The 25,187-nt window shown below is 69.1% G+C and carries 23 protein-coding genes; 15 read left to right on the forward strand and 8 right to left on the reverse strand.

The genetic code is table 11. The features are described 5' to 3' along the window. Window positions 1-63: 63 nt before the first annotated feature. The gene (locus C7H75_RS11645; protein ID WP_084846091.1) at window positions 64-744 is read left to right on the forward strand and encodes a PIG-L deacetylase family protein; all 681 of its coding nucleotides are present in this window, start codon (window positions 64-66) and stop codon (window positions 742-744) included. Between the two features lie 97 nt (window positions 745-841). Next, window positions 842-1,000, forward strand: a complete 159-nt coding sequence (locus C7H75_RS25965; RefSeq protein ID WP_013415898.1) for a DUF8730 family Cys-rich protein — start codon at window positions 842-844, stop codon at window positions 998-1,000. Window positions 1,001-1,055: 55 nt separating this feature from the next. Here the strand turns inward: C7H75_RS25965 and C7H75_RS11650 are convergent, their stop codons facing one another. The 7 genes from C7H75_RS11650 to C7H75_RS11680 form a co-directional block, all read right to left on the reverse strand. Next, window positions 1,056-2,690, reverse strand: a complete 1,635-nt coding sequence (locus tag C7H75_RS11650) for an ABC transporter ATP-binding protein (protein ID WP_106851373.1) — start codon at window positions 2,688-2,690, stop codon at window positions 1,056-1,058. A gap of 21 nt (window positions 2,691-2,711) precedes the next feature. Next, on the reverse strand, window positions 2,712-3,578 hold the full coding sequence (locus C7H75_RS11655; RefSeq protein WP_005513473.1) for an ABC transporter permease: 867 nt from the start codon (window positions 3,576-3,578) through the stop codon (window positions 2,712-2,714). Beyond that, window positions 3,575-4,534, reverse strand: a complete 960-nt coding sequence (locus C7H75_RS11660; protein WP_005513471.1) for an ABC transporter permease — start codon at window positions 4,532-4,534, stop codon at window positions 3,575-3,577. Before C7H75_RS11660 ends, C7H75_RS11655 begins: the two co-directional genes overlap by 4 nt. A 6-nt stretch (window positions 4,535-4,540) precedes the next feature. Continuing rightward, window positions 4,541-6,115: an ABC transporter substrate-binding protein gene (locus C7H75_RS11665; protein WP_013415902.1), complete on the reverse strand. Its 1,575-nt coding sequence runs from the start codon at window positions 6,113-6,115 to the stop codon at window positions 4,541-4,543. Window positions 6,116-6,303: 188 nt separating this feature from the next. Further along, window positions 6,304-8,634 (reverse strand): arylsulfatase, encoded by a 2,331-nt coding sequence (locus C7H75_RS11670; RefSeq protein WP_106851374.1) that lies wholly within the window; start codon window positions 8,632-8,634, stop codon window positions 6,304-6,306. Window positions 8,635-8,855: 221 nt separating this feature from the next. After that, the gene (locus C7H75_RS11675) at window positions 8,856-9,821 is read right to left on the reverse strand and encodes a TauD/TfdA dioxygenase family protein (protein WP_022595705.1); all 966 of its coding nucleotides are present in this window, start codon (window positions 9,819-9,821) and stop codon (window positions 8,856-8,858) included. Between the two features lie 43 nt (window positions 9,822-9,864). After that, complete coding sequence (locus C7H75_RS11680; RefSeq protein ID WP_005513467.1) at window positions 9,865-10,671, reverse strand: TauD/TfdA dioxygenase family protein; 807 nt, start codon at window positions 10,669-10,671, stop codon at window positions 9,865-9,867. 194 nt (window positions 10,672-10,865) lie between these two features. On the opposite strand from C7H75_RS11680, the gene C7H75_RS11685 reads away from it, so the two are divergent. The 10 genes from C7H75_RS11685 (at window position 10,866) to aroQ (ending at window position 22,033) form a co-directional block, all read left to right on the forward strand. After that, a complete protein-coding gene (locus C7H75_RS11685; protein WP_005513465.1) occupies window positions 10,866-11,519 on the forward strand; it encodes a TetR/AcrR family transcriptional regulator in 654 nt (217 codons plus the stop codon). A 45-nt stretch (window positions 11,520-11,564) separates the two neighbouring features. Next, window positions 11,565-12,971, forward strand: a complete 1,407-nt coding sequence (locus tag C7H75_RS11690; protein ID WP_013415906.1) for a replication-associated recombination protein A — start codon at window positions 11,565-11,567, stop codon at window positions 12,969-12,971. A gap of 151 nt (window positions 12,972-13,122) precedes the next feature. Continuing rightward, window positions 13,123-15,795: an alanine--tRNA ligase gene (gene alaS, locus C7H75_RS11695; RefSeq protein ID WP_005513463.1), complete on the forward strand. Its 2,673-nt coding sequence runs from the start codon at window positions 13,123-13,125 to the stop codon at window positions 15,793-15,795. Between the two features lie 2 nt (window positions 15,796-15,797). After that, the gene (ruvX, locus tag C7H75_RS11700) at window positions 15,798-16,358 is read left to right on the forward strand and encodes a Holliday junction resolvase RuvX (protein ID WP_022595710.1); all 561 of its coding nucleotides are present in this window, start codon (window positions 15,798-15,800) and stop codon (window positions 16,356-16,358) included. Continuing rightward, window positions 16,355-17,806 carry an endolytic transglycosylase MltG gene (mltG, locus tag C7H75_RS11705; RefSeq protein WP_106851375.1) on the forward strand — a complete coding sequence of 484 codons (1,452 nt, stop codon included), beginning with the start codon at window positions 16,355-16,357 and terminating at the stop codon, window positions 17,804-17,806. The genes ruvX and mltG overlap by 4 nt, the downstream gene beginning before the upstream one ends. A 5-nt stretch (window positions 17,807-17,811) precedes the next feature. After that, on the forward strand, window positions 17,812-18,636 hold the full coding sequence (locus C7H75_RS11710) for a shikimate dehydrogenase (protein ID WP_080559320.1): 825 nt from the start codon (window positions 17,812-17,814) through the stop codon (window positions 18,634-18,636). Between the two features lie 111 nt (window positions 18,637-18,747). Next, window positions 18,748-19,935: a chorismate synthase gene (gene aroC / locus C7H75_RS11715; RefSeq protein WP_041674679.1), complete on the forward strand. Its 1,188-nt coding sequence runs from the start codon at window positions 18,748-18,750 to the stop codon at window positions 19,933-19,935. A gap of 4 nt (window positions 19,936-19,939) precedes the next feature. Continuing rightward, window positions 19,940-20,494: a shikimate kinase gene (locus C7H75_RS11720; RefSeq protein ID WP_005513458.1), complete on the forward strand. Its 555-nt coding sequence runs from the start codon at window positions 19,940-19,942 to the stop codon at window positions 20,492-20,494. 4 nt (window positions 20,495-20,498) lie between these two features. Next, window positions 20,499-21,608 (forward strand): 3-dehydroquinate synthase, encoded by a 1,110-nt coding sequence (aroB, locus tag C7H75_RS11725; RefSeq protein ID WP_005513457.1) that lies wholly within the window; start codon window positions 20,499-20,501, stop codon window positions 21,606-21,608. Further along, window positions 21,605-22,033: a type II 3-dehydroquinate dehydratase gene (aroQ, locus tag C7H75_RS11730; RefSeq protein WP_005513456.1), complete on the forward strand. Its 429-nt coding sequence runs from the start codon at window positions 21,605-21,607 to the stop codon at window positions 22,031-22,033. Before aroB ends, aroQ begins: the two co-directional genes overlap by 4 nt. A 100-nt stretch (window positions 22,034-22,133) precedes the next feature. On the opposite strand, the gene C7H75_RS11735 is transcribed toward aroQ, so the two are convergent. Next, entirely contained in the window at window positions 22,134-22,772 is a 639-nt protein-coding gene (locus tag C7H75_RS11735; RefSeq protein WP_041674205.1) for a B-4DMT family transporter, read from the reverse strand. Between the two features lie 102 nt (window positions 22,773-22,874). Between C7H75_RS11735 and C7H75_RS11740 the strand changes: the two genes are divergently transcribed. Genes C7H75_RS11740 through nusB form a run of 3 tightly spaced genes read left to right on the forward strand, consistent with a single transcriptional unit; the run spans window position 22,875 to window position 25,077 of the window. Next, window positions 22,875-23,993 (forward strand): M24 family metallopeptidase, encoded by a 1,119-nt coding sequence (locus C7H75_RS11740; protein WP_013415913.1) that lies wholly within the window; start codon window positions 22,875-22,877, stop codon window positions 23,991-23,993. A gap of 16 nt (window positions 23,994-24,009) precedes the next feature. Then, entirely contained in the window at window positions 24,010-24,573 is a 564-nt protein-coding gene (efp, locus tag C7H75_RS11745) for an elongation factor P (protein WP_005513453.1), read from the forward strand. Next, window positions 24,574-25,077, forward strand: coding sequence for a transcription antitermination factor NusB (nusB, locus tag C7H75_RS11750; protein ID WP_005513451.1), 504 nt, complete (start codon window positions 24,574-24,576; stop codon window positions 25,075-25,077). The last annotated feature ends 110 nt before the right edge of the window (window positions 25,078-25,187 follow it).

Raw genomic sequence — 25,187 nt, forward strand, 5'->3', positions numbered from 1 at the left:
GCGGTTCCGACTGTGGTGTGGCGATCGGTGGACGAGACTGGAGCGACTCGGAAGGGATTCGGCATGGACACGGGTACAGCGGACGCGGTTCTGGGTGAGATCGCTGCGGGCGGTCCGTCGCTCGTGGTGGTGGCGCATCCGGACGACGAGAGTTTCGGATTGGGCGGGGTGCTGGCCGCGCTGGCGGTGCTCGGCGCCGACATTCGCGTGTTGTGCCTGACGGCCGGCGAGGCCAGCACGCTCGGCGCTGTCGTGGACCTCGCGGAGATACGACGCGACGAGCTGTCGGCCGCCGCCGCCGGCCTCGGAATCGGCGACGTCGCTCTTCTGGACTTCCCCGACGGCGGTCTGGACGGGGTGGACCCCGACGCGCTCGACGCGGTGGTGGTCGATGCGCTCGGAACGGCCGCGACGCTGGTCGTGTTCGAGTCGAGCGGCGTCACAGGTCATCCCGACCATCGTGCGGCGACGGCGTCCGCTGTCCGCGTCGCGCGTGAACGAGGTCTGCGGGTGCTCGAGTGGGGCGTGGCACCGGCCGTCGCCGACGCACTGAACCGCGAGTTCGGCGCGGCCTTCGCCGGGTTCGAGGGTGACGACGTGCTCGATGTGGCCGTCGATCGGGAGATGCAGGCTGCTGCCATCGCGTGCCACGCAAGCCAGGCCACCGACAACCCGGTCCTGCGCCGGCGTCTCGAGCTCTCGGGGCCCCTCGACCGGATCCGATCGACCACACAGCGGCGCTGACCCCGGCTCGGGGGGTGTGGGCACAAGCACATTGTCGTGGATACCCCAGGGGGTATTGTTGACGGCACGATCCGCAACATCCCCGAGGAGATTCATCGTGTGTTACCCCGTCACCTGCAAGACCTGCTCCAAGACCACGTGGGGCGGCTGCGGCCAGCACGTCGACAGCGTCATGCGGACGGTCCCGGCGAGTGAGCGTTGCACGTGCGAGAAGCCGGCCAAGTCGGGCTTCTTCGCATCGCTGTTCGGCCGCTGACCGGGCGCGTTTCGGCGGTGACGTCCTGCGCCCTGCCCGGTCCGCGCGTTCGGCGTCACACCGCGGCTGGTTGCCGGTCGGCGGAGCGGACGTCTCGACGCGACGGATCGGGCAACGGCACCGCGTCGATCAGTGCCCGGGTGTAGGGGTCGTGGGGTGTCGTGAACACGGTATCCACCGGTCCCGCCTCGATCACCGACCCGGACCGCAGGACCGCGACCCGATCGGCGACCTGGTGGACCACCGCCAAGTCGTGGCTGACGAACAGGCATGCGAACCCCAGGTCCTGCTGGATCGCGGTGAACAATTCGAGCACCTCGGCCTGCACGGACACGTCGAGAGCGCTCGTCGGTTCGTCCGCGATGAGCAGCTTCGGCCGAAGCGCGAGAGCGCGGGCCAGCGCGATCCGCTGGCGCTGTCCACCCGAGAGTTGGTGCGGGAGGCGGTCGGCGAAGGCGGCGGGCAACCGGACGGCGTCGAGGAGTTCGAGCACGCGACGGCGGCGGTCGGCCGCGGAGCCGACGCCGTGCACGTCGAGCGGCTCGCGAACACTTGCGCCGATCGTCAGCCGGGGATCGAGGGAGGTCGCGGGATCCTGCTGGACGAACGCCACGTCGCGCCGCAGTTCGCGGAGATGCCGGGCGGTGATCTCGCCGAGATCGAGCCCTTCGACCAGCACCCGGCCCCCGGTGAGCGGTACGAGTCCCACCGCGGCCCGCCCGAGGGTGGTCTTGCCGGAACCTGATTCCCCCACGAGCCCGAGAACTTCGCCGCGGCGGACCGTGAGGCTCACCTGGTCGACGGCACGGAAGGCGGGACTTCCGTGCCGTGCCGGGTACGTGACCGTGGCCGCGTCGAACTCGAGCACGACATCGGCACCGGACGTCGGAGGCGGCGTCACGGCCGCCTCCTCGGGTAGTCGCGGAACCGCCGCCAGCAGGGATCGGGTGTACGGGTGTGTCGGGGCGTCGAACACCGCGTGCACACTGCCCGTTTCGACGACCCGGCCGGCGCGCATGACGACGACACGGTCGGCGTGCTGCGCCACGACACCCATGTTGTGAGTGATGAGCAGGATGCCCATGCCGGTTCGGGCGCGCAGGCGGTCGAGCAGCGCCAGGATCTCGGCCTGGACCGTGACGTCGAGGGCTGTGGTGGGCTCGTCGGCGACGAGCAGATCGGGTTCGCCCGCCAGGGCGAGCGCGATCGCGACCCGTTGCTTCTGCCCCCCGGATAGTTGGTGCGGGTAGTAGTCCACGCGTCGCTCGGGGTCGGGGATCTCCACCTGCCGGAGCAGGTCCACTGCCGCCGCTCGGGCGCCTGCCCTCGATGTCTTCCGGTGTGCGCGGATCGCCTCCCGTAGCTGCCAGCCGACGCGGCGTACGGGGTTCAGCGCGCTCTGCGGCTCCTGGAAGATCAGCGACACCGTGTTGCCGCGCACGCGGGCGAAGTCGGCGTCGGGGACACCGATCATTTCAGCGCCGTCGAGGACGATCGACCCTCGGGGAGTCGCGCCGTCGGGCAGGAGACCGAGGATCGCGCGGGCGGTCATGGACTTGCCGGAGCCGGATTCGCCGACCAGGGCCACGATCTCGCCGCGGTCGACGTCGAGGGAGGCGGAATCGACGGCGGGTCGTGCCGCCCCGAAGGCGATCGTCAGGTCGCGGATGTCGAGTAGTCGAGTGGTCACGAGAGTCCTTGGAATGGTGGTTCACCGCAGCCGTGACCGGGCGGCGAGGGCTTGCGAGATCAGGAGCAGTCCTAGTACCAGGACGACGACGACCGCGAGGGGGCCGACGACGAAGAACGGTGAGTGGTACGCATTCTGCGTCCCCTCCTTGATGAGGGAACCGAGCGACGGGGCCGGCGGAGTGATACCTAGGCCGAGGAAGCTCATGGCTCCCTCGATGAACACCCCCACCGACATCGCCAGCGCGAGTTGCACTGTCAGTGGTTCGAGGCAGTTGGGCAGGACGTGTCGGCGCAGGATCCATCCCTCCTCGGCTCCGAGCGTTCTCGCGGCTTCGACGTAGGGCGCCTGCCGTACCGTGAGCACCGACGTCCGGGTCAGCCGACCGAACACCGGGATCTCCGCAAGCACGATCACCGTCGCGATCGTCCAGACGCCGGGACCGATGACCATCGTGAGCGCGATCGCGAGGACGATGGTCGGGAACGCGAGGATCAAGTCGAACGCGCGTTGGACAACGGTGTCGATCCGGCCGTCCCGGGTCGCGGCGAGGCCGAGCAGCGAACCGATCACCGCTCCGGCCGGCACCGCCAGGAAGATCACTACGAGATCGATCCGGATGCCGTAGAGGGTCCGGGACAGGATGTCGCGCCCGACGGAGTCGGTGCCGAGGAGATGCTCACCGCTCGGTCCGAGCAGCGCCGCGCCGGCGGTCTGTTCGTCGGGTGCGTACGGTGCGAGCCAGGGCGCAGCGAGGCCGGCGAGCGCAACGATGGTCACCAGGACCACACCGGCCGACCCGCGACCCGTGCGCAACGCGGCCCAGCGACTGCGCCGATCGGTGGTGACGGCGGTCTCGTCCGGTGCGGCGTCCACAATTGCGCTCATGCGTGACCACCCAGCCGGATGCGCGGATCGAGCCAGGCGTTGACGAGATCGGTGATCAATTGGACGGCGACGAACAACCCGACGGAGAACAGCAGCATCACCTGCACCACCGGGTAGTCACGGCTCGAGATGGCCCGCTCGATCAGGTGCCCGAGTCCGGGCCAAGCGAAGATCGCCTCGACGAGAACGGTTCCGCCGAGCAGATGCCCGACCTGCATGCCCAGTACCGTGACCGTCGACGGCAGCGCATTGGGCAGGGCCTGGGTCAGCACGATGCGCCGGCGTGAGATCCCGAGCGCGCGGGCCGTGGTGACGTACGGTTCGGCGAGTTGGCTGCGCAGCGATTCGGTGAGGAACCGGGTGAGCGCTGCTGCGATCGGCAGAGCCAGGCACACGGCGGGGAGGATCAGGTACTGCACGGAGATTCCGGGGTCGTCGAGAAAGCCGCTCCTCGGCACACCTCCCGCGGGCAACACCGCCCACACCACACCGAACAGCACCACCAGGATCGTGCCGGTGACGAAGTTGGGGATCGCGACGGCCACGGTGCCGAACCCGGTGACGACGCTGTTGAGCCAGCGCCGGTCGACGATCACCGAGACCGTGCTCATGGTGAAGGCGATGACGACGGCGAGCAGCAGCGCCGCCGCCGCGAGGACGACGGTGTTGCCGAGCGCGTCGAGCAGCAGGGAGCCGATGTCGCCACCGAGAATCAGCGAATGCCCGAGATCGAAGGAAGCGACACCACCGAGCCATGAGAAGTACTGGCCGACTTGGGAGCCGGTCAGACCGAGGTCGTCACGGATCGACTCGAGTGCTTCGGGAGAGGAGTCGGGGCCGGCGAGGATCTGGGCCGGGTCGCCCGGTACCAGCCGCAGCAGGGTGAAGATCACGACCGAACCGATGGCGAGCACGATCAACGCGGACGGGATCCGACGGAGGCTGTAGCGCAGCATCGTCGGTCACCCACCCAGGTAGGCGTCGCTCAGGTCGAGCTCGCCCTTCTTGGTCCAGCCCACGCCCTGGAGGGCGGCGGACGCGGCCAGCTCGTTCTCGTGGTTGAACAGGCCGATCACGAAGGCGTTGTCGAGCAGCTCGGTGTTCAGTGCGCGGTATGCGTCCTCGGCGTCAGTACTGCTCGGATCGGTGATCCCCCAGACCCTTTCGACGGCGGCCTGGTATCCGGGGTCGATGAAGTTCGACGTGTTCTTGTTCGCGTTGTAGACGTAGGCGCTGGTGGGCAGGGTTGCCGGTGTGTACTGCGCGAAGGTGTGTTCGGTGATCCACAGGCCGCCGTAGGTGCCCGCGATCAGGTTCTTGAGGGTGGTGGCCTGATCCTGGGGCTGGAGGGTGGTCTCGATCCCGACCGCGGCGAGGTCGGCCTGCACGATCTGCGCGACCGCCTCGGATTCGGTGGATCCCGCCGTGTAGGCGACGGGGATGACCGGCACGCTGCCGACCTCGCCGACCAGTGCCTTGGCCTTCTCGGTGTCGTGGTCGTACGTGCCGTTCAGGTCCGCGTCGAATGCGGGCGAATACTGCGGCCACGGCAGGTTGGCGAGATCCCCGTGCCCCTGGTAGACGTCGGCGACGATCCGGTCTCGATCCACCGCGTGGGCGATCGCCTGGCGAAGCCGGATGTCGCCGAGTCCCGGCGCCTGCACATTGGCGCCGATGTAGGCGGTGCGCTGCACACCGGTCTGGTCGACCACCCGGAAACCGGGATCGGCGCCCAGTTGGTCGGCGTCGCGGGGCGCGACGTTGAGCAGCAGGTCGAGTTGGCCGGAGCGCAGCTGCGACACCCGCGTCTGGGCGTCGGGGACGATGACGTACTCCACCCCGTCGAGGTGCGGCGCGCCGTCCCAGTACTGTTCGTTGGCGTCGAAAGTGATCGACGCCCCCGGCTTCCAGGCGGCGAACCGGAACGCACCGGTCCCGTTGTACCCCTTGCCGGTATCGAGGTCGGGCAGTGTGTCGACGTCGATGATCGGCATGACGTCGAAGAGGTCGAGGAAGTTGCCGGCGGGCCTGGCAAGCGTGAGCGTGATCGCGTGCGGATCGCTGGTGTCGAAGCCCGTGACCAGGGCGGCTGTGCGGGCGAGCTGCCCGGACCGGGCCGGATCGGCGTACGTCCGGATGCTGGACTCGACGTCCGCCGAGGTGAACGGCTTGCCGTTGTGGAAGGTGACGTCGTCGCGCAACTCCAGGTGCACGGACAGCTTGTCCTCGGAGACCGTCCAGGACGTCGCCAGTTTCGGCTGCGGATCGAGGCTGTCGGCGGGGTAGCGGATGAGGGTGTCGTAGACCAGTCCGGTGATGGTGGCCTGCGCGGGGGCGCCCGAGTACAGCGACGCGGGGGTCAGATCACCACCGTCACCGATTCGAAGGATACCGCCCTCCGTGACCTCGGTACGGGTGTCGGCGCCGGCCTGGTCGACCGCGGAGTTGCACCCCGCGGCGCCGAGGACGCCGACGACGGACAGGACGAGGGCTCCCAGTAGGGAGCGACTCCGGGGGAGCGCGGGACGGCTGAACACAGGGGGTCCTTTCGGGGCCGTGTGGAGGTGAACTCGCAGGGGCGAGGTGGGGGCGTCGATCGGGATGTCGGCGCGCCTGGGCTGAAAAGCTCCGAGGATCAAAGTAATTGGGAGGAATTAAATTACGGAGGTATCGGATCCACGTGCGTCGAATCCTTTACAGGGCCGCTCACAGGACCGTCGCGCGGTCAGTGCGTGACGAGCTCCGCCGCGAGCCGCTGAGCGTCGGTGGGGCGGCTGCCGGCTGCTTCGGTCTCGAGAGTGACCTCGCCGATCCGACCGGTGTACCGGTACTCGTCGCCGCGGGCGTAGTCGGAGGTGACCGGCGTGCCCGGGTTCGCACCCACCGTCAGCCGACCGGACCCGAACAGGGCCGTGCGTTCGACGCGACCCTCCCCGACGATCCGACCGTCGACGAGGATGCGACCGGTCCCGCCCCGCCCGATGCCTCCGCCGTCATAGGCGAACAGGTACTCGAGCAGGTGTTCGCCGGCCGTGAGCGACTCGGTGGCGCGTACGTGCGTGGTGACCAGGCTGCACAGGTTGTGGGCGAACGTCACCACCCCTTCCCGGACGTAGAAGGACAGCCCGTTGAAGGAGTTGCCCAGGCTCACCAGAACGCCGTCGGACTCGGCACTGTCGGCCACTACGGGCACGCTCAGCCGAAACGACGTGTTCGATGTGCTGGGGAATGCGGCGGTCGGTAGTCGCCGTGTGCCGGCCGGCACGGTGACCCGCCCGCCCAGGTCGGGGACGCGGCGCCCTGCGACGGCCGCGTCCATTCGTTCGATGCCTCGGTCGTCGAGCGGCAGCACCTGGTGTAGCCGTGCCTGCTCCAGGAACAGCTCTTGCAGCGCGGCCAGCCGTTCCGGGTACTCGGAGGCCAGATCGGTGGCTTGGGAGAAGTCACGGGTGATGTCGTACAGCTCCCACGTGTCCTGGTCGAACGGGATGGGGTCGGTTCGCGACAGGTCCCACGGAGAACGGTGCTTGGTGACCGCGGTCCAGCCGTCGTGGAAGATTCCGCGGTTGCCGAAGATCTCGAAGTACTGGGTGAGGTGCCGGTCCGGCGCGGCGCCGTCGCGCAGGGCGTACAGCATCGAGGTGCCCTCGATGGGGCGCTGGGCGATCCCGTCGACCCGGTCGGGATGCGGGATCCCGGCGGCCTCCAGGATGGTCGGTGCCACGTCGATGACGTGGTGCCATTGTGTGCGGACGCCACCTCGATCGGAGATCCCCTTCGGCCAGTGCACGACGAGCCCGTTGCGCGTTCCACCGAAGTGCGACGCGACCTGCTTCGTCCACTGGAAGGGGGTGTCCATCGCCAGGGCCCAACCGACGGGGTAGTTCACGTAGCTGGTCGGACCCCCGATCTCGTCGAGGCGATCCCGAATCTCGGCGGCGGTTTCCGGCAGTCCGTTGTAGGTCCGCGACTCGTTGAACGTGCCTGTCAGGCGTCCCTCGCAGGACGCGCCGTTGTCGCCCAGGATGTAGAAGACCACCGTGTTCTCGAGCTCCCCGGCGGCGCGGAGAGACTCGACCAGCCGACCGACCTGCTCGTCGGTGTGCTCGGCGAACGCCGCGTACATCTCCATGAGCCGTTCCGCGACGACGCGACCGTCGTCGTCGAGCTCGTCCCAGTGCGGGGCGCCGTCGGGCCAGGGCGACAGGAGCGTGCCGGGCGGGACGACGCCCAGCTCCTTCTGCCGCTCGAGGGTCTGCTCACGTTGCGCGTCCCAGCCGTGGCCGAACTTCCCGCGGTACCGGTCCCGCCACGAATCCGGAACCTGGAAGGGGGAGTGGGTGGCGCCGAAAGGCAGGTAGGCGAACCAGGGACGGTCCTTGTCCACGTCGCGCACCGATCGGATCCAGTCCCTGGTCTTGTCGACGAGGTCCTCGGAGAGGTGATAACCCTGCTCCGGCGTCGACGGCGGCTCCACCTGCGCGGTGCCGGAGTACAGGTTCGGGTGGAATTGATCGTCGGCCCCGCCGATGATCCCGTAGAAGGTGTCGAAGCCCTCCCGAGTCGGCCAGTGCGTGAACGGGCCGACGGGAGTGATCTCGTCCTGCGGGATTTGGTGCCACTTGCCGAACACGCCGGTCGCGTAGCCGTTCTCCCGCAGGGTCCGCGCCAGCGGAGCGGCGTCCAGCGGTCGGACACCCGTGTAGCCCGGTGCGCTGGAGGAGAAATCGGTGACGACTCCCATTCCCACGCTGTGGTGGTTTCGCCCCCTGAGCAGCGCCGCCCGCGTCGGTGAGCAGATCGCCGTGGTGTGGAAGCGGTTGAACCTCAGCCCGTCGGCCGCCAACTGCTCGGCCACCGGCATCGAGCACGGCCCGCCGAAGGCCGACGAGGCACCGAAGCCCATGTCGTCGAGCAGAATCACCAGCACGTTGGGTGCACCCTCGGGTGCGGTCACTCTCGGGGGCCCGGGGAAGGGCACCTGCTGATCGCGGACGTCGTGCGCGGCGTCGACGGTCTCCGGGGTGAGGTGAATCGGTAGCTGAGTGCGATCCATCGGGGCTCTCCTCTGTTCTGAACGAACCGTCGCGCGCCGGTCCGAGAGGTCCGGGAATTCGCCCGGTAGGTGCTGAAGCTGCTGCCGCTGACGTCGAGCCGCCGCGGGTGACGACCGGTGGCGAATCGGATTCGAGAAGTGCGCCGCGGTGCCGCAATTCTCCTCCGTCGCGAAGGCGCCGAAGGTGAATTGCGCTCGGTTCCTTCCCCGGTCCAGGTGGGTCAGGCGTCGAAGCCGGGGAAACGGTCGGGGGTGTCGACGACCGAGAAATGCGACGCGTCGCCGGTGAGGATGCGGCTGGCATCCCCGTCGACCGATACCGGGACGTCGCCGGCCAGGGTCACCCGGTGCACGCTGCGCTTGTGGGTGCCGAAGTCCGCGATGCCGTAGTGCTGGGTCGCGCGGTTGTCCCAGATCACCAGATCGCCCGGCGCCCAGGCCCAGCGCAACGTGTTCTCGAGCCGAACGACGCGCTCCTGCAGGAGCTGGAACAGTGCAGCCGACTCGTTGGTCTTGAGTCCCACGAAGTTCTTGACGAAATGACCGAGGAGCAGCGACCGCTCGCCGGTTTCGGGATGCACGCGCACGACCGGGTGCTCGATCTCGAACTTCAGGCGCGTGAAGTTCTGCATCGTCTCGTGACGGTTGACCGCGATGCCCTTGCGGTCGGCGTGTACGCCTGCGTAGTCGTACTCGTTCGAGTGCACCGCCCACAGGCTGTCCACGAGGGCCTTCAGGGGGGCGGGAAGCTGCTCGTAAGCCGCGGTGGTCGAGGCCCACGTGGTGGCGCCACCGTAGGGCGGGATGTCGACCGCTCGCAGGATCGATGCCTTCGGGATCCGGTCGACGAAGCTGACGTCGGTGTGCCAGCTGTTGGCGGCGCCCTCGATGACGAGCGTCCGGTTGTCCTCGGACGTCAGCGTCGGATGGGTGGTGGTCTGCGAGCCGAGGGTCCCGGCGAACCGGTACTGGATGTCGTCGGTGACGTGGTGCTGGCCGCGGAAGACGACGACCTTGTTCGCGGCGAGGGCGTAGCGGATCGCGTACGCGGTCTCGGCGGGGATGTCCCCGGAGACGTGCACGCCCTCGATCAGGGCGCCGATGTTCTCGCCGAGTCGGGTGACGGTGATGCCGCCGGCGGCGTAGATGTCGTGCGCGGTGGACGGGCGGGTCTCGACGGTGGTCACGATTGCTCCTCTGCTGTGGGTGACGGGTACGGCCTGTGCTGTGTCAGCGCGCGGGGACGGGTGCCTCGGGCGCGACCTCGATGCGATGGATCCGACGCGGCTCGTCGCCGTAGTCGTAGATGGCGTTGTGCTGGACGAAGTGGTTGTCCCAGACAGCGATGTCCCCTACGCTCCAGCGGCGGCGGACGGTGAACTCGGGCCTGATCGACACCGTCTTCAGCAGTCCGAGCAGCGCCCGGCTCTCGTCCTCGGTGACCCCGTCGATCGCGGAAGTGAAGAGGTCGTTGACGAACAGCGCCTCGCGTCCTGTCTCCGGATGCCGGATCACCAGCGGGTGCCTCGCCTCGGGGACGTTCGGCAGTGGCGCGATCCGATGCGTCGCAGTGAGTCCGTACAGCGCTTCGCGGATCGGGGGCGAGAGTGCGTCGAGCGCCGCGTACTGGTTGGACCACAGCGTGTCGCCGCCGACCTCCGGGAGCACCTGCATGTGCAGGATGCTGAAACGTGACGGCTCGGCTCTCCACGCGACGTCGCAGTGCCAACGGTTGGCCTGGTAGGCGCTGCCGTTGTCGGTGCTGATCACACTGATCTCGCGGTAGCCCTCGTCGCCGAGGTGAGCGAGGTGCTCGTGCGGATACACGATGTCGCCGAAGTGCTGCGCGAAAGCCCGGTGGGTGGCGGGGTCGACGCCCTGCTCGGGGAAGAACAGCACCCCGTGGTCGTGCAGGGCCGTCCGGACGAGCTCGACGTCGGCGCCGGACAGGGCGGCCACGTGGAGACCGCGCACCTCGGCGCCGATCGCTCCGGCCAACGGTGTGACGGTCACCGTGGCGGCTTCGAGTGTCGTCATCGGTCGTCCTCGAATCTGTTTGGGGGACTGGGATGATCGTCAAAGTAGTTGCCGAGTATTAATTTCTGGAATGGATTCGCTCCGTGTGCGTCCAGGGGTTTACAGATCGGCGGCCGCGCGATATTCGTGAGCGCAGGACGCGCTTCGGCGTCGGCACGTCGACCCGAGATCCGACGCGATTAGGGTGAGCAGCCATGACTGCCAGACGCGGCCGCTACAGCGCCGGCCAGGAAACGCGCGTCCTCCTGGTGGAGACAGCCGAACGGTTGTTCGCCCAGCGCGGCTACGACGCCGTCACGCTCGCCGAGATCCGCAGTGCCGCAGGTCAACACAATGCATCGGTGATCGGCTACTACTTCGGGTCGAAGGAGAAACTGCTCGAAGCGGTCCTCGAGCACCGCCTGCCGGCCGTCAACGCGCACCGCGAGCGGATGATCGGCGAGCGGAGGACCGCCGACGGTCGGCTGACCGTTCGCGACGCCCTGTGGTGCCTCGTGCAACCGCTCGCCGACAGCGTGCGCGAGGGAAATCACTACGTCGGCCTGCTCGACCGACTGCTGGACGCCGAGATCCTGGGAAGCGTGTTCGGCTCCGCGGATCCCACCGTGACCGCGAGTGGCCTCGCCGTGGACCAGGCTCTACGCGAGGCCCTCGATGATCTTCGGGACGAGGTCCGCCTGCAGCGGATCATGATGGTCTACGAGAGCGCGCTGCGGACGCTGGCGCGAATCGCCCGCTCGAGCGGGTCCCCCGATCGCGGCGAGCTCTCGGCGTGCATCGACGCCTGGGTGGGGTTGCTGCGTGCGCCGACGTCCGACGAGACCCTCCGTGCGCGCGCTCACTCCTGAGTGCAGCCGGCTCGGTGCGTCGGTGTCGGCTAGTAGCGTCGGGGCGTGACTGATTTCTTCGGCGACACGGACCCGGGCAGCGATACGGGCCTGTTCGAGGCCCCCGCCGCCGAGCCGGAACCCGAGCCCCTCACGTCGGTTCCGCGCTCGGCGCCGACGTCTCATCCGGGGGCCCCGCTGGCCGTTCGGATGCGGCCCGCGGCGCTGTCCGAGGTAGTCGGCCAGCAGCATCTGCTCGCACCGGGGGCCCCGCTGCGCCGTCTCGTCGAAGGCTCCGGCGCCTCGTCGGTGCTGCTCTACGGCCCGCCCGGCACCGGGAAGACCACGCTGGCGTCGCTCATCTCCGGTGCCACCGGACGCAAGTTCGAGGCGTTGTCGGCGCTGTCGGCGGGTGTGAAAGAAGTGCGGGGCGTCATCGAACTGGCCCGCCGACGCCTGCTCCAGGGTGAGCAGACGGTCCTGTTCATCGACGAGGTCCATCGCTTCTCCAAGACCCAGCAGGATGCGTTGCTCGCCGCGGTCGAGAACCGCATCGTGTTGCTCGTCGCGGCCACCACGGAGAACCCGTCGTTCTCGGTGGTCTCGCCGCTGCTGTCGAGGTCGTTGGTGCTGCAGCTGCAGTCCCTCACGTCCGACGACATCCGGCTGGTCATCGAACGGGCCCGCGCCGACGAGCGGGGGCTCGGCGGCTCCGTCGAGATCGCCGACGACGCGCTCGAGCACCTGGTCCGGTTGGCCGCCGGTGACGCGCGCCGGGCGTTGACCGCCCTGGAAGCGGCGGCCGGCACGGCGCTGGATCGGACCGACGAGCGCCCGGCGCTGCTCGACCTCGAGACCGTCGAATCGAGCGTCGACAAGGCTGCCGTCCGCTACGACCGCGACGGCGACCAGCACTACGACGTCATCAGCGCGTTCATCAAATCCATCCGTGGCTCCGACGTCGACGCCGCGCTGCACTACCTGGCCCGGATGATCACGGCAGGGGAGGATCCGCGATTCATCGCCCGCCGGCTCGTCGTGCATGCCAGCGAGGACATCGGCATGGCCGACCCGACGGCGCTGCAGACCGCGACCGCCGCGGCGCAGGCGGTGCAGCTCATCGGGATGCCGGAGGCGCGGCTCGCCCTGGCGCAGGCCACCATCCATCTCGCGACCGCGCCCAAGTCCGGAGCGGTGATCGCGGCGCTGGGCGCGGCGATGGCGGACGTCGCGGCCGGTAAGGCAGGTCTCGTGCCGCCGCACCTGCGGGACGGTCACTACGCCGGCGCCGCCCAGCTCGGGAACGCGGTCGGTTACAAGTACCCGCACGACCACGCCGACGGTGTCCTTCCACAGCAGTACCCGCCGGACGAGCTGGTGGGTGTCGACTACTACGAACCGACCACTCACGGCGCCGAGAGGGAGATCTCGGCGCGGGTCGGGAAGCTCCGGAGGATCGTGCGCGGACGCTGATCCGCGGTTCGGTCGACCACCTCGGTCGCCGCCGAATAAATGGCGAGCGCCGGGGCGTTAAGCTTGCCCATGGCTGATTCGCGCCTCGGTGCCGATATCTGCTTGCCGAACACTGTGACATTTCGACGGACATACGTTAGGACGAACCCAGGTGCAGACCCACGAGATCCGTAGGCGCTTCCTCGACCATTTCGTCAAGGCGGGCCACACCGAGGTGCCCAGCGCCTCGCTGATCTTCGACGATCCGAACCTGCTGTTCGTCAACGCCGGCATGGTGCAGTTCAAGCCGTTCTTCCTCGGCCAGCAGACTCCGCCCTACGACACCGCGACCAGCGTGCAGAAGTGTGTGCGCACCGGTGACATCGAGAACGTCGGCGTCACCACCCGCCACAACACGTTCTTCCAGATGGCCGGCAACTTCAGCTTCGGCGACTACTTCAAGCGCGGCGCGATCAAGCATGCGTGGGCGCTGTTGACGAACAGCGTCGAGGACGGCGGCTACGGCTTCGATCCCGAGCGGCTGTGGGTCACCGTCTACCTCGACGACGACGAGGCCCGCGACATCTGGAAGGAAGAGGCCGGCATCCCCGACGAGCGCATCCAGCGCCGTGGCATGGCCGACAACTACTGGTCGATGGGCGTGCCCGGCCCGTGCGGCCCCTGCTCGGAGATCTACTACGACCGCGGTCCCGAGTACGGTGCCGAGGGTGGCCCCGAGGCCGACGAGGACCGCTACCTCGAGATCTGGAACCTCGTGTTCATGCAGAACGAGCGAGGGGAGGGCACCGGGAAGGACGACTTCGAGATCCTCGGCCCGCTGCCCAAGCAGAACATCGACACCGGTATGGGTGTCGAGCGTGTCGCGTTCCTGCTGCAGGGCGTCGACAACGTCTACGAGACCGACCTGGTCCGTCCCGTGATCACCAAGGCCGAGGAGCTGTCGGGCCGCACGTACGGCACCGACCCCGAGGCCGACGTCCGCTTCCGCGTCATCGCCGACCACGCGCGTACCGCTGTGATGCTGATCGCCGACGGCGTCAACCCGGGCAACGAGGGCCGTGGCTACGTGCTCCGCCGCCTGCTGCGGCGCATCATCCGGTCGGCGAAGCTGCTCGGCGCCGAGAAGCCCAGCATGCGCGAATTCGTGACCGTCGTGCGCGACACGATGTCCCAGTCGTACCCGGAACTCGCCACCGACTTCGACCGCATCGTCGGTGTCGCCGTGGGTGAGGAGACCGCGTTCCTGCGCACCATCGCGGCCGGCTCGAAGATGTTCGAGGCCGAGGCCGACGAGGTGAAGGCCGCGGGCAGGAAGGTCTTCGGCGGCAACGAGGCGTTCGTGCTCCACGACACCTACGGTTTCCCGATCGACCTGACGCTCGAGATGGCGGCCGAGGCCGGCCTGAGCGTCGACGAGGACGGCTTCCGCTCGCTGATGGCCGAACAGCGGAAGCGAGCCAAGGAGGATGCGCAGGCACGCAAGCACGCGCACACCGATCTCACGGTCTACAAGGAGTTCGTCGACCGCGGCGCCACGGAGTTCACCGGCTTCAACGAGCTGGTGTCCGAGGCGCACGTGCTGGCGCTCATCTCGAACGGTGTGCGCGTCCCCACGGCGACCGCCGGCCAGGACGTCGAGGTCATCCTCGACCGCAGCCCGCTGTACGCGGAGTCGGGCGGCCAGATCGCCGACATCGGCACGATCACCGCGAACGGTCTGCGGGTCAAGGTCAACGACGTGCAGAAGATCGCCAAGAAGGTATGGGTCCACAAGGTCTCGGTGACCGAGGGACAGATCACCGAGGGCGACGTCGTCCTCGTGCAGGTCGACCCGGAGTGGCGCAAGGGCGCGACGCAGGGCCACTCCGGCACCCACATGGTGCATGCCGCGCTGCGACAGGTGCTCGGCCCCAATGCCGTTCAGGCCGGTTCGCTCAACAAGCCGGGCTATCTGCGTTTCGACTTCAACTGGCAGGGCCAGCTGTCGGAGTCGCAGAAGCAGGAGATCGAGGTCGTCACCAACGAGGCCGTCGCCGCCAACCACGCGGTCAACACCTTCGTCACCGATCTGGACAAGGCGAAGCAGATGGGCGCGATGGCGCTCTTCGGCGAGAACTACGGCGACGAGGTGCGCGTCGTGGAGATCGGCGGACCGTTCTCGATGGAGCTGTGCGGCGGCACGCACGTGCAGACGTCGGCGCAGATCGGTCCGGTCACGCTGCTCGGTGAGTCCTCCGTCGGCTCCGGCGTGCGACGCGTCGAAGCGTTCGTCGGTCTCGACTCGTACCGCTACCTGGCCAAGGAGCGCGCGCTCCTCGCCGGGGTCGCGTCGTCGCTCAAGGTGCCGTCGGAGGAGGTCCCGGGTCGTGTCGAGGCACTCGTCGAGCGGCTGAAGGCGGCCGAGAAGGAACTCGAGGCCACCAAGGCGGCCGCGGTGCTGGCGTCGGCGGGCACGTTCGTCGACAAGGCGCACCGCTTCGGCGAGGTGCTTCTCGTCGCCGAGCAGGCACCCGACGGTGTCGCCGGAAACGACCTGCGTGGTCTGGTCAGCGACATCCGGGGCCGGTTCGGCACGCAGCCCGCTGTGGTGGTGCTGCTCGGCAACGCCGACGGCAAGGTGCCGTTCGTCGTCGCCACCACCAAGGCGGCCCAGGATCTCGGCATCAAGGCCGGTGAGCTGGTGTCGAGCTTCGGCCCGCAGATCGGTGGCCGCGGCGGCGGCAAGGCGGACATGGCGCAGGGCTCCGGCTCCGACGTCTCCGGAATCCCGGCGGCGCTCGAGGGCGTGCGGGGCCGGGTCGCCGAGCTGGCAGGAAACTCCTAGCGGTGCCCCCGGTCTCGTCGGGTCCCGACCGTTCCGCCCAGTCGGGTCCCGACCGGCCTGGGGCGGACGACCCCGGGCGCGGGCGTCGGATCGCAGTCGACGTCGGGAGTGTGCGGATCGGGGTGGCCTCGTGCGACCCCGACTGCATCCTCGCGACGCCGGTGGAGACCGTTCCGCGCTCGAAGGAGAAGGGCCCCGACGCGCCGGACATCCGGCGGATTGTCGCGATTGTCGAGGAGTACGAGGCCGTCGAGGTTATCGTCGGTCTGCCGCAGACCCTGCGAGGTGAACGCGGCAAGGCTGCAGACCTGGCGTCCGCGTTCGCGCGGCGACTCCGGCGTGCCGTCGAGCCTGTCCCGGTGCGGATGGCCGATGAACGTCTGACGACGGTGACGGCGTCGCGCGCACTGCGCGAGAGCGGGGTGAAGGCCAAGGGTCAGCGGCCGATGATCGATCAGGCCGCGGCGGTGGCGATCTTGCAGGGATGGTTGGACGAGCGGAGCAGAGCGGTGAACGTGTCGGATCCGGAAGAAGGCGATCGACCCACGGGAGACGCCCTGTGAGTGATCAACGGCCGCCGTCGGGGCGTCCCGAGTACGAGTCGGACTCGCGGTACGCGGGTGGTCACGACGGCGACTACGGCTACGAGTACAGCCGGCCGTACGAACCGGCGTACGACCGGGGCCGGGCCTCGGACGTCGACCAGGGCTACACCTCGGACCACACATCGGACTACGGCTCGGACTACGGATACGAGCCCCAGTACGACAGGTACGAGTACGACGACGGGCGCCGCGCCCTGCCGACCGCGGTCGGCACCCACCCGATCAGCCGCGGCGAGGCCCGTCGACTCCAGGCCGCCGCGCGCCGCAAGCGGCGTGGCCGCATCATCGGCGTGCTGGCCGGCGCGGTGCTCCTCGGCGGCATGGGCGCGGCCGCGGTCGCGGTGTACGACAAGGTCTCCGGACGCGATGTCGCGGACTACGCGGGCCCGGGCGGTCCCGAGGTGGTCGTGCAGGTGCATCCCGGCGACACGGCGAACCAGATCGCGGACGAGATGGCCGCGAAGGACGTCGTCAAGAGCGAGGCCGCGTTCTATCGGGCGGCGCTGCGCAACGATGCGATGAGTGCGGTGCAGCCCGGCTACTACTCGATTTCCACCCGGATCTCCGGTTCGGACGCGGTGTCGGCGCTCGTGTCGCCGGACGCCCGCGTCGGCGCGCTGGTGATCTCGGAGGGGCGTCAACTCCACGACACTCGCGACGTGCAGACCGGCGCGGTGAAGAAGGGCATCTACACCCTCATCGCCGAGGCCAGCTGTGTCGGCCCGGCGGACGCGCAGAAGTGCCTCACGTACGACCAGCTCAACGAGGCGGGCGCGGGCCCGGACCTCGCGGCGCTGGGCGTGCCGGACTGGGCGCGGGCAGCGGTGGCGAACGTCCCGGACCGGGATCGTCAGCTCGAGGGCCTGATCGCCGCGGGCAGCTGGGATTTCGATCCCACGCAGACCCCCGCCGAGATTCTCCGGCAGCTGGTGAGTTCGAGCGCGGAGAGCTACGAGGCGACGGGACTCGAGAGCGCGGGTGGCAACGTCGGGCTCGCGCCGTACCAGATGCTCATCGTCGCGTCGCTCGTCGAACGCGAGGCGTTGCCCTCGGACTTCGACAAGGTCGCGCGGGTGGTGGTGAACCGGCTTGCGGTCGCCCAACCGTTGCAGTTCGACTCGACGGTCAACTACGCACTCGACACGACCGAGGTCGCGACCACCGACGCCGATCGTGCCCGGGTCACGCCGTGGAACACGTACGCCATGCCGGGCCTGCCCGCGACGCCGATTGCGTCCCCGAGCATCAATGCGCTTCGCGCGGTGGAGAATCCGGCGCCCGGTGACTTCCTGTACTTCGTGACGATCGACAAGAAGGGCACGACGCTCTTCACTCGTAGCTACGAAGAGCACCTCGCGAACATCGAACTGGCCCAGAAGAGCGGCATTCTCGACAGTGGAAGGTGATCGACGTGTCGGCCCGTGAAGGCAGGAAGGCTGCCGTTCTCGGTAGCCCGATCGCGCATTCGAAGTCCCCGGACCTGCACCTCGCTGCCTATCGTGCGCTCGGGTTGACCGACTGGACGTACGAGCGGATCGAGTGCACCGGCGAACAGTTGCCGGGTCTGGTGTCGGGTCTCGGGCCCGAGTGGGTCGGCCTGTCGGTGACGATGCCCGGGAAGGTGGCGGCGCTCGAGTTCGCGACCGAACGCACCGACCGCGCCGTCGCGATCGGGTCGGCGAACACGCTGGTGCGCATCGACGACGGCTGGCGGGCGGACTGCACCGACGTCGACGGGGTCCGCGGCGCACTCGTCGAGGGCGGGATCGGCGACCTCTCGGGCGCGCCGGCCGTCGTGATCGGTGCCGGTGGCACCGCCCGGCCCGCGCTGGTGGCCCTCGCGGATCTGGGCGTCGGCTCGGTGACCGTCGTGGCCCGCGATGCCGCCCGCGCGCGCGAGACCCTGGACTGCGGGGAGGCCGTCGGTCTCCACGTGCGGCACCTGACGTTCGACGACGCCCGCCTCGGCGACGTCTGTGCGCACTCCGCCGCCCTCGTCAGTACGGTGCCGGCCGTGGGGGCTGCGCCCTGGGCCGAGGCGATCGGCCGGGCACCGTTCGTGCTCGACGCGATCTACGACCCGTGGCCGACGCCGCTGGCGCAGGCCGTCGAGCGGGCCGGCGGCACCGTCGTCGGCGGTCTCGCGATGCTCCTCAACCAGGCATACGGCCAGGTGGAGCAGTTCACCGGCATGCCGGCGCCGCGTGCGGCGATGGCTGCCGCACTCGATTCCTGAATTCGCCGATGGCGCGGTAACCGCGGCACAGCCCGCCTGTGGCGGGTGTGGCGAGTGCGACCGACGGCCCGCTGTCGAAGGTGACCCTACGGACGTGGAAAGATGCTGGACGTGTTGCGCTGGATAACTGCTGGAGAGTCCCATGGTCCCGCCCTCGTAGCCATGCTCGAGGGGATGGTCGCCGGCGTCGAGGTGACGTCCGACGACATCTCGGCGCAGCTCGCGCGCCGTCGTCTCGGCTACGGCCGCGGTGCCCGCATGAAGTTCGAGGCCGACAAGGTCACGATCATCGGCGGTGTACGGCACGGCCGCACGCTCGGCGGACCGATCGCGGTCGAGGTCGGTAACACCGAGTGGCCCAAGTGGGAGACCATCATGTCCGCCGACCCGGTGGACGAGGCCGAACTCGCCGGCCAGGCGCGCAACGCGCCGCTCACCCGTCCGCGTCCCGGGCACGCCGACTACTCGGGCATGCTCAAGTACGGCTTCGACGATGCCCGCCCGGTGCTCGAGCGCGCCAGCGCCCGTGAGACCGCGGCCCGTGTCGCCGCCGGTACCGTCGCCCGCCAGTTCCTCCGCCAGCTCTTCGGCGTCGAGGTGCTCTCGCACGTCATCTCGATCGGCGCGTCCGAGCCCTACGTCGGCGTCGGCCCGGAGGCCGGCGACCTCGAGGCGATCGACGCCAGCCCGGTGCGCGCGTTCGACAAGGCCGCGGAAGACTCCATGATCGCCGAGATCGAGGCAGCGAAGAAGGACGGCGACACCCTCGGCGGCGTCGTCGAGGTCATCGTCCACGGTCTCCCGGTCGGCCTCGGCTCGTTCATCAGCGGCGCCGATCGTCTCGACTCGAAGCTGGCCGCCGCCCTGATGGGCATCCAGGCGATCAAGGGCGTCGAGGTCGGCGACGGCTTCGAGACCGCACGCCGTCGCGGTAGCGCGGCACACGACGAGATGCGTCCGGGGCCCGACGGCATCCTGCGTTCCACCAACCGCGCCGGCGGTCTCGAGGGCGGGATGACCAACGGCGAGGCCCTGCGGGTCCGCGCCGCGATGAAGCCGATCTCCACCGTCCCGCGCGCGTTGTCCACGATCGACATGGCCACCGGTGAGGAAGCGGTCGCGATCCACCAGCGCTCCGACGTGTGCGCGGTCCCGGCGGCAGGCGTCGTGGCCGAGGCGATGGTCGCGTTGGTCGTGGCCCAGGCCGCGCTCGACAAGTTCGGTGGCGACTCGATCGCCGAGACCCGCTCGAACTTCCAGCGCTACGTCGACGGCATCGCGGCACGTCACCCGCGGTGATCGGATGACACCACGTGCGGTGCTGATCGGGCCGCCCGGTGCGGGCAAGTCGACCATCGGTCGACGGCTCGCGCAGGCGCTCGACCTGGAACTGCTCGACACGGACGTCGAGATCGAACGCCGGACGGGCCGCACCATCCCGGAGATCTTCGCGACCGACGGGGAGCCGCACTTCCGGGAGATCGAGGAGCAGGTGGTCGGGGAGGCGCTCGAGAAGCACGACGGGATCCTGTCCCTCGGTGGTGGCGCGATCCTGTCCGAACGCACCCGTACCCGGCTTGCCGGGCATACCGTGGTGTACCTGGAGATCAGTGTCGCGGAGGGCCTCAAGCGGACCGGTGCGACCACCGGTCGGCCGCTGCTCAACGGGGGCGACCCGAAGGCGAAGTACCACGCGCTGATGCGCCGCCGTCGGCCGCTGTACCGGCAGGTGGCGACCATCCGGATGCGCACCGACAGTCGGAGCCCGAGCCGGGTGGTCCAGCAGTTGGTGACGAAGTTGACCGACGGGCCCGCACCGGGCACCCCGGCACACGACGAGACAGAAGCGGAGCAGTAGAGAAGTGACCGAACCGGTACGCGTCGAGGTGGCAACGGCCGATCCCTACCCGGTGATCATCGGGCGGGGTCTGCTCGGTGACCTCGTCGAGGAGCTCGAAGGCACCCGCACGGTGGCGATCTTCCATCAGCCGCCGCTCGCCGAGACCGCGGAAGCGGTACGAGGGGCGTTGGCGGAGAAGGGGATCGATGCGCACCGCATCGAGATTCCGGACGCCGAGGACGGCAAGGATCTCGCGGTCGCGGGCTTCTGCTGGGAGGTGCTCGGCCGGATCGGCCTGACCCGCAGCGACGCGATCGTCAGTCTCGGCGGCGGCGCCGCCACCGACCTCGCCGGTTTCGTGGCCGCGACGTGGATGCGCGGCGTGCGGATCGTGCACGTCCCGACGACCCTGCTCGCGATGGTCGACGCCGCCGTCGGCGGCAAGACCGGGATCAACACCGAGGCCGGCAAGAACCTGGTCGGTGCGTTCCACGAGCCGTCCGCGGTCCTGATCGACCTCGCGACGCTGGAAACGGTGCCGCGCAACGAGATAGTCGCCGGCATGGCCGAGGTCATCAAGACCGGATTCATCGCCGATCCGGTGATCCTCGATCTCATCGAGGCCGATCCCGAGGCCGCGTTGGATCCGACCGGAACCGTGCTCCCGGAGCTGATCCGCCGCTCCGTCGAAGTCAAGGCGAAGGTGGTCGCCGCGGACCTCAAGGAGTCGAGCCTGCGGGAGATCCTCAACTACGGGCACACCCTCGGACACGCGATCGAGCGTCGCGAGCGGTACCGCTGGCGTCACGGCGCCGCAGTGGCCGTCGGCCTGGTGTACGCCGCCGAACTCGGTCGGCTGGCCGGCCGCCTCGACGACGCCACCGCCGACCGGCACCGGTCCATCCTCGAACTCGTCGGCCTGCCCACCACGTACGACGGGGACGCGTTCGCGGATCTGCTGAAGGGCATGCAGACCGACAAGAAGAACCGCGCCGGGCTGCTGCGTTTCGTCGTGCTCGACGGGCTCGCCAAGCCCGGTCGGCTCGAGGGCCCGGACCCGGCGCTGCTCGTCGGCGCCTACGGTGCGATCGCGCGGGACGCGAGCCCCAGCGGTGGGTCGGTGCTGCTGTGAGGGTGCAGGTCGTCAACGGCCCGAACCTCGGCCGTCTCGGGAAACGTCAGCCGGAGGTCTACGGCTCCACCACGCACGATGACCTCGTCGCGCTGTGTGAGCGCACCGCACAGGAACTCGGCATCGAGGTCGTCGTGCGGCAGTCGGACAGCGAGGCCGAACTGCTCGGCTGGATCCACGACGCCGCCGACGCCGGTGAACCGGTGATCCTCAACGCCGGCGGACTGACCCACACGTCGGTCGTCCTGCGGGACGCGTGCGCGGAACTCACTGCCGGGCTGGTCGAACTGCACATCTCCAACGTCCATGCACGCGAGGAGTTCCGGCAGCACTCCTACCTGAGTGCGGTCGCGACCGGGTCGATCGTGGGCCTGGGCGTCGCGGGTTACGCACTGGCGCTGCGGTTCCTCGCCGAGCGGGGCTGACCGACAGCGAATTTGCCGAGTCCGACGAGAACGGGCCGGGGCGGTACTCCGCCCCGGCCCGTTCGCCGTCCTGTACTCCCCGCCGCCTGCTGGTCGACTGCTACTTGTCGGCGCGGTGCGCTCCGCCCCCGCCCTGGCTGCCGTCGGGATCGACCGGGCTGAACACCTCGGTGGCGGACTCGTCGGCCGCCGGGTTGTACCCGCTCTCGTTGCCGTGCTCGTACGACCATTCGCTGTCGGCGTAGTTCTCGGCCGCGTTCTCCTCGACCTCGAGGTCGGCGTCGTGCTCGTAGGCGACCGCCCCGTCGGACGACTTCGACTCGCGGCCGGCGAGGAACCGGCCGAGAGCCACGGCGACGGACGCCGGGACGAACACCAGCAGGACGGTGAACGCGGCGCCGGAGGTCACCTCGAAGAACAGCGATCCGTTGGTCACCGCGATGTCGAAGATCAGACCCACCAGCCACGACACCGCCCCAGCGAGGATGCCGGCCACGAAAGCCGCCTTGAGCCACATCATCGTGAGGTCGGCGGCGTCGTCGGGATCGGGGTTGGCGCGCCGGTCCCGGATGCCGTCGAAAGCGCCCCACAGGAACGCGGCGAGGATCACGAGGATCAACGAGAACCACCGCAGGATGCTGCCCTGCTGGGGCCACTGCGTCACCGCCGCGCCCAGGAAAGTGCGCACCACCGCATGTACCAAAGCCAGACCGAGACCGCGTACGACCCACCCATTCATGTGACACAGCGTAACCAGCAGGATTCCGCGCTTGTGTCGTAACCCACACAAACGGCACGAAGAGGCGTCGGACACGTCGGGGGTGCGGGGTAGTTTCGGTGCATGTCGATTCATGAGGTGACCACGTCGACCGCCGCGCGCAGGTCGCGGCTCCGCGAGATTCTTCGGGAGCGCGAGCTCGATGCGCTGCTCGTGACCGATCTGCTCAACATCCGGTATCTGACGGGCTTCACGGGATCGAATGCGGCCCTGATCGTTTCGGTCTCCGACGTGCTCGGGTCCGAGGACCGCACCGTCATCGCCACCGACGGCAGGTACCTCGTGCAGGTGGGGGAGCAGGTGCCCGATCTGCGTGCCGAGATCACCCGGGCGTGCGCGCCGGAACTCCTCGAACTGGCCACGGCCTGGGGCGCCGGCCGGCTCGGGTTCGAGAGCCACGTGGTCACCGTCGACCAGCACGCTGCGTGGCGTGACCGGGTGCCGGGGATCGATCTCGTGCGCTCACCCGGGATCGTCGAGCAGTTGCGGGAGGTCAAGGACGAGGGCGAGATCGAACTGCTGCGCCGGGCGTGTGCCGCCGCCGACGACGCCCTCGCCACGCTCGTCGAGCGCGGGGGCCTGCGTCCCGGTCGGACGGAGCGCGAGGTCGCGCGCGAGCTCGAATGGTTGATGTTCGAGCACGGTGCCGACGGCATCTCGTTCGAGACGATCGTGGCCGCCGGCCCCAACTCCGCCGTACCGCACCACCGGCCCACCGGGGCGGTGCTCTCGTCCGGCGACTTCGTGAAACTCGACTTCGGTGCCCAGATCGGCGGCTACCACTCGGACATGACCCGCACCTACGTCCTCGAGCGCGCGGCCGACTGGCAGCGCGACGTCTACGACCTGGTCGCGCGGGCGCAGGCGGCGGGCCGGGCGGCGCTGACGCCGGGGGCGGCGGTCGGTTCGGTGGACGCGGCGGCTCGGTCGGTGATCGAGGACGCCGGCCACGGCGAGAAGTTCCTGCACGGATTGGGGCACGGCGTCGGACTCGAGATCCACGAAGCGCCCGGGATCGGCAAGCTCGGCACCGGTACACTGCTTGGCGGTGCGGTGGTGACCGTCGAGCCGGGTGTGTACTTCTCCGGGCGCGGTGGCGTCAGGATCGAGGACACGCTCGTCGTTCGCGAGCAGGGGCCGGAACTCCTCACTCTCACCAGCAAGGATCTCGCAATCGTCTGAAGGAGACGCGAACTAAGTGGCAGACACCAGTGATTTCAAGAACGGGCTCGTGCTGAAGATCGAGGGCCAGCTCTGGCAGATCATCGAGTTCCAGCACGTCAAGCCGGGCAAGGGCCCTGCGTTCGTGCGCACCAAGATGAAGAACGTCCTGTCGGGCAAGACCGTCGACAAGACCTTCAACGCGGGTGTCAAGGTCGAGACCGCGACGGTCGACCGCCGCGACATGACCTACCTCTACCACGACGGTAGCGACTACATCTTCATGGACGGCGACACCTACGACCAGATCCCGATCGGCGAGGCCACGGTCGGCGACGGCGCGCGCTTCCTGCTCGAGAACATGCAGGTCCAGGTTGCCACGCACGAGGGTGCTCCGCTGTTCGTCGAGCTCCCGGTCACGGTCGAGCTCGAGGTCAAGCACACCGATCCGGGTCTGCAGGGCGACCGCTCCACGGGCGGCACCAAGCCCGCCACGCTCGAGACCGGTGCCGAGATCCAGGTTCCGCTGTTCATCAACACGGGCGACAAGCTCAAGGTCGACTCCCGTGACGGCAACTACCTCGGGCGCGTGAATTCCTGAGTGTCGGGCACGCATAAGAAACTCGGAGCACGTCACAAGGCCCGCAAGCGGGCCGTCGACTTCCTGTTCGAGGCCGAGGCACGCGACGTCGACCCGGTCGACCTCGCGGACGAGCGGTCCGATCTGGCCGGCCGCGACGATTCGGTGGCGCCCGTAGCCCCGTACACGGTGACGGTCGTCCAGGGTGTCGCCGAGAACCTGGACCGGTTGGACCAGGTGATCGAGTCCCACTTGCAGGACTGGACCCTCGACCGCCTGCCGGCGGTCGACCGGGCGATCCTCCGTATCGCTGTGTGGGAGTTGTTCCATGCAACCGACGTGCCGCCCGTCGTGGCCGTCGACGAGGCCGTCGAACTGGCCAAGGAACTCTCCACCGACGATTCGCCGGGCTTCGTGAACGGGGTGCTGGGCCAGGTGGTCCTGGTCGCGCCGCAGGTCCGGGCCGCCGCTGCCGCCACCTCGCAGCGCTCCACCGTCGAGAACGCCGAAGACGACGAGTCCTGACGTGTCGCCGCTGCCGCCCATTCCCGTCACGGGGGTGGGCGGCAGCGGCGTCCGTGCGGCCCTGGACGCAGTGACGTCCGGGTCCGTGGATTCGCACTACCCGGAATCTG

The sequence above is a fragment of the Rhodococcus (subgen. Prescottella) equi genome (assembly GCF_003013675.1).
GTDB classification, from domain to species: domain Bacteria; phylum Actinomycetota; class Actinomycetes; order Mycobacteriales; family Mycobacteriaceae; genus Prescottella; species Prescottella equi.

Bases quoted from the DNA above. Each gene is read 5' to 3' on its own strand.
- C7H75_RS11645 (WP_084846091.1), top strand. From the start codon at position 64: ATGGACACGGGTACAGCGGACGCGGTTCTGGGTGAGATCGCTGCGGGC.
- C7H75_RS11655 (WP_005513473.1), bottom strand. From the start codon at position 3,578: ATGAGCGCAATTGTGGACGCCGCACCGGACGAGACCGCCGTCACCACC.
- C7H75_RS11660 (WP_005513471.1), bottom strand. From the start codon at position 4,534: ATGCTGCGCTACAGCCTCCGTCGGATCCCGTCCGCGTTGATCGTGCTC.
- C7H75_RS11670 (WP_106851374.1), bottom strand. From the start codon at position 8,634: ATGGATCGCACTCAGCTACCGATTCACCTCACCCCGGAGACCGTCGAC.
- C7H75_RS11680 (WP_005513467.1), bottom strand. From the start codon at position 10,671: ATGACGACACTCGAAGCCGCCACGGTGACCGTCACACCGTTGGCCGGA.
- C7H75_RS11685 (WP_005513465.1), top strand. From the start codon at position 10,866: ATGACTGCCAGACGCGGCCGCTACAGCGCCGGCCAGGAAACGCGCGTC.
- C7H75_RS11720 (WP_005513458.1), top strand. From the start codon at position 19,940: ATGACACCACGTGCGGTGCTGATCGGGCCGCCCGGTGCGGGCAAGTCG.
- C7H75_RS11735 (WP_041674205.1), bottom strand. From the start codon at position 22,772: ATGAATGGGTGGGTCGTACGCGGTCTCGGTCTGGCTTTGGTACATGCG.
- C7H75_RS11740 (WP_013415913.1), top strand. From the start codon at position 22,875: ATGTCGATTCATGAGGTGACCACGTCGACCGCCGCGCGCAGGTCGCGG.